The sequence below is a fragment of the Pedobacter sp. AC379 genome (assembly GCF_979258145.1).
The window spans coordinates 2,998,542-3,011,818 of the sequence record NZ_OZ409839.1; the positions used below are offsets into that span (position 1 = coordinate 2,998,542).

A 13,277-nucleotide genomic window follows, 5' to 3' on the forward strand; every position below is an offset into this window, starting at 1 on the left:
CTATTTAAGGTATATCGTATCCTCCTTTAAATCGTTATTTGCCGCTCTTAAACATCTTTATAGCTGCGTTTTGAACTTTAAGTGCATCATTTTCAATTATTTTCTTGATCGCTGGATCAGTAGACGCCTGAAAACCTGTTTTAATCACAATGGTATCGGCTTCGTTAATTACCGTTAAACCAAAAAAGTGGCTCCCGAATTTATAGGTATTCTTGGTGATATTGGCATCTTTTTCAACAGTTTTACCAAATTCGTAACTGCTGCTTAATTCGTCAAAAAAATCTTTTACCCCCTGGAAAATCAAATGTGTTTCAATATTCAGGTCGTTAATAATTACTTTGGCGTTTTGTAACTCCGGAATTGCTTTTCCCTTCGCACTTTTCTGCAAATCTTTTAATTCCGGGAACAAATCTTCACTAAAAATAATGTCTTTTGGGTCTTTTATAAAAACTGTTGCGGTTTTTCCCGTTTCATCAAAGCGTTGTACTAAATCTATGGTATCATTGCCGTCCTTCAGGGTGGCTGCATCTGCTGCAGTATATTCGGTTTTAATGTCACTAATGGCGTTCTTGATGACGTTAACAACGTATTCTAAAACTGGGTATGGCGTAATATTGTTCATTGTAATAATTTTTTTCAAAGGTACGGCTTAGTTTGTGAGGTATAATATCCCGAAGTGGAGAAAAGAATTAATTTGATATAAAATACTCAAAAATAGTGAGTTAAAATTTATAACCAGCTCATTCTTTTCAGTTAACAAGCAAAAAACCGGAATGTTTTTACTCCGCTCAAAATTTTGTAGCAAAACTGCCTTAAATTCCCTCAACAGGATAATAGGGGAGATTTAGCCTTTTCAGTTCTATAATTTACTTATCTTAGGGTTATGAAGAATTTTGCCTTAATTTTTGTTTTCTCGCTCTTTATCGCTCCACTATGTGCCCAACAAACGCAAAAGCCAATGCTTTATGGAAACAGTTGGATGGCCATTACGGGTAAACCCATGGCTGCAACCGCTGGTTCTATGATATTTCAACAAGGTGGAAATGCTGTTGATGCTGCCTGTGCCATGCTTGCTGCAACCTGCACCATGTGGGATACCTTGAGTTGGGGAGGAGAAACACAGGCACTGATTTATAACCCAAAAACGGAAAAAGTTATCGCAATTAATGCAATGGGCGTTGCACCAACCGGAGCTACAGTAGCCTTTTTTAAAAGTAAAGGCTATAATTTTCCGCCAGAATATGGCCCTTTGGCTGCTACTACCCCAGGCACGCCTGGAGGCCTTATTTTTATGCTGAGTAAATATGGAAGTATGAGTTTAGGGCAGGTTTTGGCTCCGGCAATGCATATGGCTGCAGGTTATGCTATTGAAGCGCAGGCAGCAAATGCCATCGAGCGTGATAAAGAATTGATTAAAACATGGCCTTATAGCAAAAAAGTGCTCTTACCACATGCCGGTGAGAAACGTGAAGCACCTGAAGCCGGAGAAATTTTTATCCAGAAAGACCTGCTTACTACTTTAACTAAAATGGTTGAAGCTGAAAAGGCTGCATTAAAAAAAGGTAAATCCCGTGAGGAAGCATTGATGGCCGCTTATGATCGTTTTTATAAAGGAGATATTGCACAGGAATTTGTTCGTGGAAGTAAAGAGCAAGGTGGTTTAATTACTATGGACGACCTGGCCAAATGGAAACCTGTTGAGGAAGAAGCCTTAAGCACCAATTATAAAGGGATAGCGGTTTATAAATTAAAACAATGGACGCAAGGCCCGGTTTTACTGCAAGCCCTGAATATTTTGGAGAATTTTGATTTAAAAGCCATGGGCTACAATAGCTCAAAGTATATTCATACGGTTTACCAGGCCATGAATTTATCTTTCGCAGATCGTGATTTTTATTATGGAGACCCTAATCAGGCACCTGCCGAACCCATGAAAGGTTTGCTAAGTAAAGATTATGCAAAGCAAAGGGCATCGCTGATTCAGTTGGATAAAAACGATGAACACATTGGGCCAGGCGATCCTTATCCTTATGAAGGAAAGAAAAATCCTTACTTTAATCTTTTGAAAAATAGAGGTTTTGAGCTGGATACAACCAAGAGGAACTTTGCTCCTAAACACGATTTAGGCAACAATTCTACAAAAGAAATATATGAAGATCGCTTATGGAGAGGTACAACCTCTATTGAGGCTGCTGATAAAGAAGGTTGGGTAGTATCGGTTACACCAAGTGGAGGCTGGCTACCCGCTTGCATTGCGGGCAATACAGGGCTGGGCATGAGTCAGCGGATGCAAAGTTTTGTGCTTGATTCTACCTTAAATCCTTTCAACGTTGTTGCACCCGGCAAACGCCCAAGGGTTACTTTATCTCCATCTTTATTTTTGAAAGATGGTAAGCCATTTGTTTCTGCTGCAGTTCAGGGTGGAGATACGCAAGACCAGAATTTGTTGCAGTTTTTTTTAAACATGGCAGAGTTTGGCATGTCGGTGCAAAAAGCTACAGAAGCAGCTAACTTTAACACCAACCAGCTTTGGCTTTCATTGGGTGGCACTAAAACCAGCGACAGGGAACCAAAACCCGGTCAAATTTTATTAAACGCAAATACCAAAGAAACGGTGCGTGATGAATTAAAAAAAATGGGTTATAAACTCAGTTTTTCTGAGCGCACCAGTGGCCCGATCAATGCAATTTATTTCGATTGGAAACATGGTAGCTTACAAGGAGGATCGAGTAATCATGGCGAAGATTATGGGATTGGCTGGTAATGAGCTGTAAATCAAGTTATTTTAAAGTGTTCTCCAATTAAAGTAACTGGCCATAATTGATCAGCGATTTTAACTTAACAAATTGATAATATAAGAAGAATTGTATCTTTAATCTGTAAATGGTTTTTTTGTAGCTAAATTTAGGCGGAGTAATGGCAAATTATAATCTGTATACGGATGAAGAACTTTTTCTTTTATTGAAAGAAGGGAATCACCGTGCATATGCCATACTTTACGATCGCTATTGGGCCATACTTTTTAGGTATTCGCGTAAAATACTTCAAAATGATGAAGAATCGAGAGATGTGGTACAGGATGTTTTCGTGATGCTGTGGTCGAAGGCCGAAACCTTACATATACAAATTTCCCTTTCCTGTTTTCTATATGCTGCTACCCGAAATAGTATTCTTAAGCTTTTTCAACGCGGAAAAGTAAAGGCCAACTATTTAAGTTCTTTAACTCAATTTTTGGATGATGAGAACAACACTACCGACCATCTGGTACGTGATCGGGAACTTGCCAGGCGGATTGAGCATGAAGTTTCCCTGTTGCCCCCCAAAATGAGGGCGGTATTTGAACTTAGCCGAAAATCGCATCTTTCTCATCGTGAAATTGCCTCACAAATGGAAATTTCAGATAAAACCGTGAAGAAACAAATGGCAAATGCCTTAAAAATCCTTCGTTTAAAGCTTGGAACGCTTTTCTTTTTAATTTTTTAATTATTTTTTCATTTCGTCTACTCCCATCGTAGGAGCAAGCGTTCATAACCATACATCTACCAAAAGAGGAAATATAGTATGGAGTATAAACGCGCTCAGGCACTACTTGATAAATACCTGGAGGGCAAATGCAGCCCCGAAGAAATAGATCTTGTAGAATCTTGGTATTTAAAAGAAACAGCAGATCCCGGACCATTCCAAACGGAACCAGATTACAATGAATTAAAGAAATCGATTTGGAAAAACATACAGCAGGAAAACAATCAAACCAGGAAATTGGTGCCGCAATATAAATTGGCAGCAGCTGCAGCGGTTTTTATTGCGCTAAGTGTGGGCGTGTATTATTTGGCTAATAAAACAAATGCATCAGTACAAAAAACAACAGATTTTGTGCGTAACGACATTGCTCCCGGAGGAAATAAAGCATTTTTAACACTTGCTGATGGTAAGCGCATTGCCTTAGATGATGTTCAAAACGGAAAAATTGCCGATCAAACCGGTGTTGTTATTTCAAAAACTGCTAACGGGCAATTGCTTTATACCGTTTCAGATAATGCTAAATCCAGTCAGAAAAATTCTACCATGGCTAACTTCAATACCATTGAAACGCCAAAAGGAGGGCAATACCAGGTTAATTTACCCGATGGCACCAAAGTTTGGTTAAATGCCGGTTCATCTTTGCGCTATGTGGCACAGTTTGCTGCAACTAAAAGAGAAGTAACGCTTACAGGGGAAGCCTATTTTGAAGTGGCCAAAAGAACAGTTAATGGTAAAAGATTGCCATTTGTGGTAAAAACCAATATGCAGGAAGTAGAAGTGCTGGGTACCCATTTTAACATCAATAGCTATCAGGAAGATGGGAACACCAAAACAACCTTATTAGAAGGTTCAGTAGCAGTACATCCTATCGCTGCAAAGGGAATAAGTTTAGCCGCTAAAACCATAAAACCTGGTGAGCAATCGGTTTTGAACGCTTCGGCCCTGCAAGTTTCAACAGTTGATACCGAACAGGTACTTGCCTGGAAGGAAGGATTTTTTATGTTCGATAATGAAACCCTGCAAAGTATTATGAACCAGGTAGCAAGATGGTATGATGTTGAGGTGGTATTTAATGACAGCAGTTTAAAATCAAAAGAATTCAGCGGAACGGTTTCGCGGTTTGCAAATGTATCACAAGTGCTTAAAAAGATAGAATTTACAGGTTCCGTACACTTTAAAATTGAAGGAAGGAGGATTGTGGTGATAAAATAAAAACTTAAAAACTGCAGTCCAAAAAAAAGTCAGCAATGCTACGAACATTACTGACCCTAACCGGATTACCCGGGAATGCTTTGGCTCAGTTTAAATACACTATTGAGATAGAATACCTTAAACCAAAACAAACGAACAAATGTATACAAATTCTGCTAATATTTTTTGCAGGTATCGATCCTGCGCGACCAAATTTTTGCGAGTAATGAAACTAATAATAGTTTTAATGGTAACCTGCCTGATTCAGGTAAGTGCTACAACAAGCAATGCCCAGAGCTTATCTTTGGTCAAAAAAAACATAACCATAAAAAAGGTTTTTAAAGCCATTAGAACACAAATCGGTTATAATGTACTTTGGGAAGCCGATAAACTCCAAACCAGCAAAACCATCGATGCGAAATTTAACAACGCTTCTCTTGATGAAGTGTTGGGGAAATGTTTCGAAGGTAAAAACCTTACCTACGCCATTGATGAGAAAACAATAATTATCAAATCAAGGCCCTTATCATTACTGGAGAAAGTAATTAATATTTTCCGAGCTATAGAAATTACCGGAAAAGTACTGGATGAAAAAGGGAATACCCTTCCAAATGCCTCTATCCTTATAAAAGGAACAAAAACCTACCATAAAACTGATGAGAACGGAAATTTTAAATTTAGCATCGCAGATGAAGGTGCAACCTTGGTGGTTTCTTATTTAGGCTATAAAACCCAGGAAGTACCAGTTTCAAAAGCTGGCCAAATCAGCATCACCCTTCAGCCCGATATGGCCGATCTTGAGGATGTGGTGGTAGTGGGTTACGGCACGCAGAAAAGGGCAAATTTAACCGGAGCAGTTGATGCCATCAGTTCAAAGCAGTTGGAAAACAGGCCAATTGCAAATTTAGGTCAGGGTTTACAAGGTTTAATTCCCAATCTGAATATTTCCATAGCAAACGGACGGCCGAATACTGCACCAAATTTTAATGTTAGAGGCTTTGCTTCCATCAATGGGAGTGGAGCACCGCTGATTTTGGTAGATAACGTGCCTTTTAGCGCATCAGAGTTATTAACCCTTAACCCGGCAGATATAGAAAGTGTATCGGTATTAAAAGATGCTGCTGCTTCGGCAATATATGGGGCCAGAGCACCTTTTGGAGTGGTATTAATGGTAACCAAATCTGCCAAAAGCAATAAGTTAAATGTGAGTGTAAACAGTTATACCGCTTACCGTACCGTAGGCAAACTGCCCGAATTAGTTACAGATCCTTACGAGGTTTTAAAAGTAAAAAATGAAGCAGCTTTTCCTTTATATAATCCAGCTTACAGTGCAGCATTGGTTGAAGCCGCAAGGTTGCGTTCGCTTGATCCTTCACGACCGGATGTAATTACCGATCCTACTGATCCTAATAAATGGTTTTACATCGGATCTACTGATTGGTTAAAAGAAGCTTACGAACAATCCGCTCCAACTTATAATGTAGGCTTAAATATTTCTAAAAAGGCCGATCAGATCAGTTATTTCTTATCTGCAAATTATTACAGGCAAAAAGGAATGATCAAAAATGCAAATGAAAACAATAACATTTATAACTTAAGGGGAAAGGTAGATTTAAATGTAACCAAATGGCTTACCATTTCAAATAACACCATGCTAACCTCAACCTTTTATGAGGCACCAACATTTATAGATGGCAATTACTTTTGGAATATTAACCGCACCAATGTAACCGATATTCCGCGTAACCCTGATGGTTCATGGACTTCGGCCGGGGCATCATTGCTTGGCGCCGTACAAGAGGGCGGAAGAAAAAACATAAGCACCAATACCGTTCAAAGTACCTTTTCTTTCGATGCTTCACTAATTAAAAATATATGGAGCTTAAAAGGGGATGCAACTTTTAGAAGGGTAGATAGCTTAAATAAATCATACGAAATTCCGGTTCCGTATAAAACGGGACCAAATCTTGCGCCACCTTTAACTACTTCTACCTCGGCAACAGATCAGAATGGGAATGTAAAATACAATGTTATCAATCTTTATACCCAGGCACAAAAGCAAATAGGGGATCATTTTATATCAGGATTGGTAGGTTATAATCAAGAACATTTTAGAAATGCCAAATTTTTAGCTTCTCGTAAGCAACTGATTTCAAATGGTCTGCCTTCAGTCAATCTGGCCACCGGTGATCAAACAATAACAGAGAATGTTGCAGAATGGGCAGTTCAGGGGCTTTTCTATAGGCTTAATTATAATTATAAAGAGCGCTATCTATTAGAGCTTGATGGCCGTTATGATGGATCTTCGCGCTTTGCGCCTAATAAACGGTGGACATTCGTTCCTTCTGCATCTGCAGGATGGGTTATTTCAAGAGAGCAGTTTTTTGAACCTGTAAAAGAACTTTTGGCCGTGGATATGTTGAAAGTTAGGGGATCTTATGGTATGCTGGGTAACCAGGCCGCTGCAAATGAGTATGATTATTTCTTAAAAATGACCAGTGGGAAAACCATCCAGATTTTAGGCGGTTCTCAACCGAATTATGTAAATCCACCAGCAGCAATTTCGGATAGCTTTACCTGGGAAAAAGTATCAACCATTAATCTTGGCGTTGATATGAGTTTCTTTAAAAACCGATTAGACCTGAGTTTCGACCGTTATACCCGTTTCACCAAAAACATGTTGGTGCCCGGAAAACCGCTTCCTGCAGTATTCGGAACAGGATCGCCAACGGCAAATGCCGCCGATTTAAAAACCAAAGGCTGGGAGTTGAAAATAGGTTGGAAAGATCAGTTTATGCTTGGTGGTTCTCCGTTTACGTATAACGCTGTTTTTGCCCTGAGCGATAGCAGATCATACATTACCCGTTTTGATAATCCAAATAAACTATTAAGTGATTATTATGAAGGAATGGAAATTGGCGAAATCTGGGGATTGGAATCAGAAGGCTTTTTCCAGAATGCTGATGAACTGAAAAATCATGCCAACCAAACTGCAGTAGGAACCGACGATCAGCGCTACCAGTATTTTGTGGGGGATATGAAATTTAAAGACCGCAATGGTGATGGCAAAGTGGATTTTGGAAATGAAACGGTAAATAACCCCGGTGATTTTTACAAAATTGGGAATAGCAGGAGCCGGTTGCCTTATAGCTTTGATTTATCAGGTGCATGGAAAGGTTTCGATTTAAGGGTATATGTACAGGGAGTAGCCAAAAGAGACTGGTATGCCGCAGGAAGCAACATTTACTTCTGGGGCATATACGCACAGCCATGGACCAACGTTACGGTGCAGAACCTCGATCATTGGAGTCCTGAAAGGCCAAATGCCTACTTCCCTAGGATAAAAGCCTATGCTGCCGAAGATACCGGAGAGGAACTTGGTATACCGAATACCCGTTTTTTACAGGATGCTTCTTATTTACGCGTAAAGAACATCACCTTAGGTTATACCTTGCCTAAAAGCTTTTTAAGAAAAGCAAAGTTAGAGAACGTGCATTTTTATGTGAGCGGCGAAAATCTTTTTGAACATTCTAACCTTAAAGTAAAGCTTGATCCTGAAGGCCTTGATGGCAATATTTATCCATTTCAACGGACCTATTCATTTGGCTTAAACTTTAATTTTTAACACTGAACAGATGAAAACTATATATTACATTCATATTTTCCTATTTGTATTGATAATAGGAATTTTGGCGGGTTGTAAAAAGGATTTTCTAGACCGGATTCCTGAAACCACCATTACACCCAATCAGTTTTTTAAAACAACAGCAGATCTCGAAACCTACAGTAATGGTTTTTATAGCATGTTCGGCCCGAGTACGAACGATCTTTTTTCTGATAACATATCTGTAAACTTAGGGGGCAGTGAAGTTGATAACATGATCAGGGGAAAAATCAGCCCAACCAATGTTGGAGGCTGGAGTTGGGGGAATCTGCGTACCATTAATTACATGCTCAATAATTTACAGCAGGTAAAGGGAGATGCTGCAACCATTAAACATTTTGTAGGCATTGCCCGCTTTTACAGGGCCATTTTTTATTATAATATGATTGTTAGGTATGGCGATGTTCCATATTATTCCAGCGTACTCAATCCAGATGACCAGGCGCAGTTGTACAAAGCAAAAGATCCGCGTGCCCTGGTGGCCGATTCGGTAAAAGCCGACCTTGAGTATGCTGCAACCAACATCATCCCAACAGGAACCAATACGCGGATTACCAAGTGGGCTGCATTAACTGTACTGGCAAGATTCTGCCTTTTCGAAGGTACTTTTCGCAAATATCATGATGAGCTTGGTTTGCAGGCATCAGCCAATACTTTTATCCAGCGTGCAGAATCTGCAAGTAAAGAGGTAATGGGAGCAGGATTTAGCATATATAACACCGGCAAAAAAGGAGAAGACTATCAAAAGCTTTTTACCAGTCAGGATTTAAGCAGCAATAAAGAAATGATCTATTATGATGATTACGATAAGGCATTAAACCGGGCAAACAGTACGCATTATGTTTTCGATTGGCAGTGGGCCATAAATAAAAGCCTGGTAGATACATACCTTATGACAGATGGTACACCATTTACCTCAAGCCCTAACTGGGATAAAAAAACTTACGCCGAAATTTTTAATAACCGCGATCCACGGATGGCAGTAACCATTATGCCTCCGGGTTTTTCTACCACATTGGGCGGTATTCCTAGTAAAACCAGACCTACCTTTGGCGGCTACCCACAAATTAAATACTACGCTATTGATCCCACTACGAAGGTATACACTGAGTTTACCGATCTTCCGATTTTGCGTTATGCAGAGGTTTTGTTAATTAATGCAGAAGCAAAGGCCGAGCTGGGCTTGCTTAACCAGGCCGATGTGGATATTACCATTAATGTTCTACGGAACCGTGCCGGAGTTGCTCCACTGAATATGGCTGATGCCAACACCTCACCTGATCCTGTTTTAGCCAATATGTATCCATTGGTTAACGGAAGCAACAAAGGAGTTCTTTTAGAAATCCGTAGAGAGCGTAATGTAGAAATGGCGTGTGAAGGGCTTAGATTTCGCGATTTATTGAGATGGAAAGCAGGTAAATTACTCGAAAGGCCAACCCAGGGCATGTATTTACCCAAACTCGGTGCCTATGATGTAACTGGTGATGGGGTAGAAGATATTGCCATTTTACAGGCTAAAGATCAGGAAGGTCCACTTGATGGGCTTACAGCTGATGTAAAAAAGAACCTGGTAAAATATTACCTCAGCGATAACAGTTTTTATCTGAGTAACGGGAGTTCGGGCTTCATCATGTTCCCCGAAAATATCAGTGCTCCGAGATCATTCATCGAACCAAAATATTACTATTTTCCTATTCCAATACAACAAATTTTGCTTAACCCGCAGTTAAAACAACCAACTGGCTGGCAATAGTAAATAAGAGGCTGGATTCAATTAAAACATCGTCATACTAAGGAGTGATTTATTTTATAGGACTTATTATCAATGACATGAATTTAAGGAAATGAATATCCTCAGTTTATCGCCATTGCTGAGAAGGCTTTTTCAGCCGACGAAGCAATCTTAAAATGATCGCTAGTAGCGTGTGTTTTAGGATTGCTTCGTACCTCGCAATAACGACCGCTTTACTGAGCCTGTCAACGGTAGCTTAGCGAAAGATTTGGTTTAAACCATTTTACTATGTTTCGACAGGCTCAATAAGACGGTTGTGCCTTTACTTTAATCAACAAACACACAAAAATATGAAAAGAAGAAATTTATTAAAGTCAATCCCTTTGGCTGCTGCTGCTCTTGTGGTAGGAGATTTAAAGAATGTTACTTTAGCTGCACCTATTGAAAAAAGCAATAACCGTAAGCCTATATTAACCATTGCACACATTACTGATGTACATATCAGAGGTGGCGACAATGCGCCTGCAAGATTTGAGAAATGTTTGCAGGAGATTAAAAAGCTGAAAGTTGATTTTTTTCTAAACGGAGGTGATAGTATCCATGCCGCAGATTATAAAGACATTACGCGTGAAAGTGTAACAGAGCAATGGGGTATCTGGGATAACTGCATCAAACAAATTGCGGGTTATGAGGTACACAGCTGTATCGGAAACCACGATATCTGGTGGGCTGCACCATCAACCGCAGATGAAATGTATGGAAAAGATTATGTGGTTAAAAGACTAAAAATTCCTAACCGTTATTATAGTTTCACTAAAAAAGGCTGGCATTTTATCGTATTAGACGGAAATAATAAGAATACAGCTTTGGATGCTGAACAATATAAATGGCTCGAAGCCGAATTGGAAAATCTGCCTGCCAATACACCTGTATTGCTTATGTCGCACTACCCTATATTAACCGTTACCGGTACCTTTGAAGGTGGGCAGCATGGCGACCATAAAGAACTGAAACAATTGTTTTATAAACATAAAGTGAAAGTGTGCCTGAGCGGTCATCAGCATTTATTAGATCGGGCATGGTATAACGGGGTAGAATATTATTGTAATGGTGCAATGAGTGGCTTCTGGTGGGGTAAAGGAGATAAACGATCAGCCAGGCCTTATTATTACCAGGAAACAGCCCCGGGTTACGCCATACTAAAATTATACAGTGATGGTACATTAGAAAATAAGTACATCGAAACTGAGCGGCCCGAAACAACCGGATAGTGATACGAGGTAATATTAGTTATCAGTAAATTATCATCTAAACTGAAACAACACGCAATGTAGAGATCTAAAATGAAGTTTGTTTCAAATTAGATCTCTCAACTGCGTTGCACTCCGTTCAAAATGACGGAACAATACTTAACCTTAAAATAGTTTTTCTTGTGGAGGTTTAGCCCCTGCTAAACGTAAATAAACAGTTGCCTGGCCACGGTGATGCGTTTGGTGTTCAAAATCTTTAGTAAAAACCATATCCTTGGTCATTTCAAAACGGCCCATAAATTTTACTTTTTCTTCCAATTGAGCAGGAGTCATCTTTTTTAATGCTGCAATCACATAATCATAACCGGCCATTACTTCTTTGGTAACGTTTGCTTTCGATTTGTCGGTTATTTTTTCTACTGCTCCCAATGCAAAAGGACTTTTCTCGCCAGTTGCCGTTGCGGTAAAACCATAATTGGCATCTGTAAGATGGAGCATTTGTTCAGCGAAAGAGCGCATTTCGGGTGTAGGCTTTAACGCATAACCAGATTCAGGCATGGCATCCAGGTACTCTTTTGTATAAGCTTTTGCTCTTTCCCATTCAGCAATTTTTACACTGGCTGCGGTTTGCGCCTTGGCGGTGCCTAACATCACTAAAAGGCAAGCCAGGCTTAAAAATAATTTCATCGTTTTCATAATCTGTTTTGTTTGTAATGATAAAGATACGATAGAATGTGATTGATTACAATCTGCTGGTTGGCAATTTATTTTGTTAGATGATTACGTTCAAAATTCATCATTTTACTAATCGATGTAAACCCTTATAAATGAGGGGTAATGGGGAATGTATATGTTAAATATAGCATTAAACTGTTTTAACTGCTATTTACTAAAGATTTGCATAGATTATCTATATATCTAAAATATAATGAAACAGGTTTTATTAAGATTTAGGCGAAACTCCAATTCAGAATAATCAAGTATTATAAATGGGTTGTGAACAAAAATGTGTAAAAGTTGTAAACCCAGTTATACAAAAATTGTGAATTGTAACATGAATTTATTTTCCTAATTTGCACCGAAATAAAATTTTGGTCATGAAAAACGCTATCTCACTATCTTTAGGACTCTCAGTAATTCTTACTCTAAGTATGGGATTCCGGTCGGATAAAAATCTGATTTTCAAAGGTAATAAGCTGAATGAGACCTTACCAGTGGCAAAATTGGAAAAGGTAGATGGCGATCAATTGATTGAAACATTAATCTTACAAAGGTTTAACTTTAACAAGTCAATCATCAAAAATGGTTTTGATGCTAAAATAGAATCTCCAAAAATTACCTCAATTATAAATAATGGTCCGGCAAGCATCGTTTCGTTTAGTGGATTTGATTATTTGGTTAAAAAAAATAAGGTAATCGGTGTTAATGGGATCGAACTTTCGCCATCAGCTTTAGCAACCATTACCGAAAAAGTAGTAAAGTTAGATCAGATGCAGCAGTATTGCTGTGCACAGGCGAATTTGGCCAACAAACGCGAAAAACGCGATCTTAATACCATAAAAACGCTAGATCGCCAGTACTTTGCAGCTTTAAGAGCGATTAGGTTAATTACTGAAAATATTGCTGACTTAGCCACCAAATCAAACGCATCTTTCGCCATAGAAACTGCCGTTGCCAAAACCAGAATCCCTGATATCAAAATTATTGAAACAAAAACCGATTACAAAGGTGGTTATGTTGCAGAAGTTAATTAAGCGATTAGGCGTATAATATTAAAAGCTACAGATTGAATCTATTCTTTAGCGTATTTTGTATCAATTAAACAGGTTTACGATAAATAATCGTCTTCGTAAACATAAACAAAAGCAATCTTTCATGCTGATTGCCTTGCTTCATCGCCCGTAAAAGCCTTCTTTAA

The 13,277-nt window shown here is 39.0% G+C and carries 9 protein-coding genes; 7 read left to right on the forward strand and 2 right to left on the reverse strand.

Going from position 1 to position 13,277, the window contains the following annotated elements:
* Positions 1 to 34: 34 nt before the first annotated feature.
* Complete coding sequence (locus ACZZZW_RS13405) at positions 35 to 622, reverse strand: hypothetical protein (protein ID WP_463494030.1); 588 nt, start codon at positions 620 to 622, stop codon at positions 35 to 37.
* A gap of 261 nt (positions 623 to 883) precedes the next feature.
* On the opposite strand from ACZZZW_RS13405, the gene ACZZZW_RS13410 reads away from it, so the two are divergent.
* The 6 genes from ACZZZW_RS13410 to ACZZZW_RS13435 all read left to right on the forward strand — a co-directional run bounded on the left by ACZZZW_RS13410 (position 884) and on the right by ACZZZW_RS13435 (position 11,380).
* Entirely contained in the window at positions 884 to 2,764 is a 1,881-nt protein-coding gene (locus ACZZZW_RS13410) for a gamma-glutamyltransferase family protein (RefSeq protein ID WP_463494032.1), read from the forward strand.
* A 152-nt stretch (positions 2,765 to 2,916) separates the two neighbouring features.
* On the forward strand, positions 2,917 to 3,483 hold the full coding sequence (locus ACZZZW_RS13415; RefSeq protein WP_055904684.1) for an RNA polymerase sigma factor: 567 nt from the start codon (positions 2,917 to 2,919) through the stop codon (positions 3,481 to 3,483).
* Between the two features lie 78 nt (positions 3,484 to 3,561).
* Positions 3,562 to 4,734 carry a FecR family protein gene (locus tag ACZZZW_RS13420; protein WP_463494034.1) on the forward strand — a complete coding sequence of 391 codons (1,173 nt, stop codon included), beginning with the start codon at positions 3,562 to 3,564 and terminating at the stop codon, positions 4,732 to 4,734.
* A gap of 205 nt (positions 4,735 to 4,939) precedes the next feature.
* Positions 4,940 to 8,338, forward strand: coding sequence for a TonB-dependent receptor (locus tag ACZZZW_RS13425; RefSeq protein WP_463494036.1), 3,399 nt, complete (start codon positions 4,940 to 4,942; stop codon positions 8,336 to 8,338).
* Between the two features lie 10 nt (positions 8,339 to 8,348).
* A complete protein-coding gene (locus ACZZZW_RS13430) occupies positions 8,349 to 10,130 on the forward strand; it encodes a RagB/SusD family nutrient uptake outer membrane protein (protein WP_463494037.1) in 1,782 nt (593 codons plus the stop codon).
* A 329-nt stretch (positions 10,131 to 10,459) separates the two neighbouring features.
* Entirely contained in the window at positions 10,460 to 11,380 is a 921-nt protein-coding gene (locus ACZZZW_RS13435) for a metallophosphoesterase family protein (protein ID WP_463494038.1), read from the forward strand.
* 144 nt (positions 11,381 to 11,524) lie between these two features.
* Here ACZZZW_RS13435 and ACZZZW_RS13440 read toward each other — a convergent pair whose 3' ends face one another.
* A complete protein-coding gene (locus ACZZZW_RS13440) occupies positions 11,525 to 12,046 on the reverse strand; it encodes a DinB family protein (RefSeq protein ID WP_463494040.1) in 522 nt (173 codons plus the stop codon).
* A 410-nt stretch (positions 12,047 to 12,456) separates the two neighbouring features.
* Between ACZZZW_RS13440 and ACZZZW_RS13445 the strand changes: the two genes are divergently transcribed.
* Positions 12,457 to 13,113 (forward strand): hypothetical protein, encoded by a 657-nt coding sequence (locus ACZZZW_RS13445; protein ID WP_157255339.1) that lies wholly within the window; start codon positions 12,457 to 12,459, stop codon positions 13,111 to 13,113.
* Positions 13,114 to 13,277 lie beyond the last annotated feature (164 nt).

Excerpts from the sequence above, each read along its gene's own strand:
- ACZZZW_RS13435 (WP_463494038.1), top strand. The coding sequence starts at position 10,460 with ATGAAAAGAAGAAATTTATTAAAGTCAATCCCTTTGGCTGCTGCTGCT.
- ACZZZW_RS13440 (WP_463494040.1), bottom strand. The coding sequence starts at position 12,046 with ATGAAATTATTTTTAAGCCTGGCTTGCCTTTTAGTGATGTTAGGCACC.
- ACZZZW_RS13420 (WP_463494034.1), top strand. The coding sequence starts at position 3,562 with ATGGAGTATAAACGCGCTCAGGCACTACTTGATAAATACCTGGAGGGC.
- ACZZZW_RS13445 (WP_157255339.1), top strand. The coding sequence starts at position 12,457 with ATGAAAAACGCTATCTCACTATCTTTAGGACTCTCAGTAATTCTTACT.
- ACZZZW_RS13430 (WP_463494037.1), top strand. The coding sequence starts at position 8,349 with ATGAAAACTATATATTACATTCATATTTTCCTATTTGTATTGATAATA.
- ACZZZW_RS13425 (WP_463494036.1), top strand. The coding sequence starts at position 4,940 with ATGAAACTAATAATAGTTTTAATGGTAACCTGCCTGATTCAGGTAAGT.
- ACZZZW_RS13405 (WP_463494030.1), bottom strand. The coding sequence starts at position 622 with ATGAACAATATTACGCCATACCCAGTTTTAGAATACGTTGTTAACGTC.
- ACZZZW_RS13410 (WP_463494032.1), top strand. The coding sequence starts at position 884 with ATGAAGAATTTTGCCTTAATTTTTGTTTTCTCGCTCTTTATCGCTCCA.
- ACZZZW_RS13415 (WP_055904684.1), top strand. The coding sequence starts at position 2,917 with ATGGCAAATTATAATCTGTATACGGATGAAGAACTTTTTCTTTTATTG.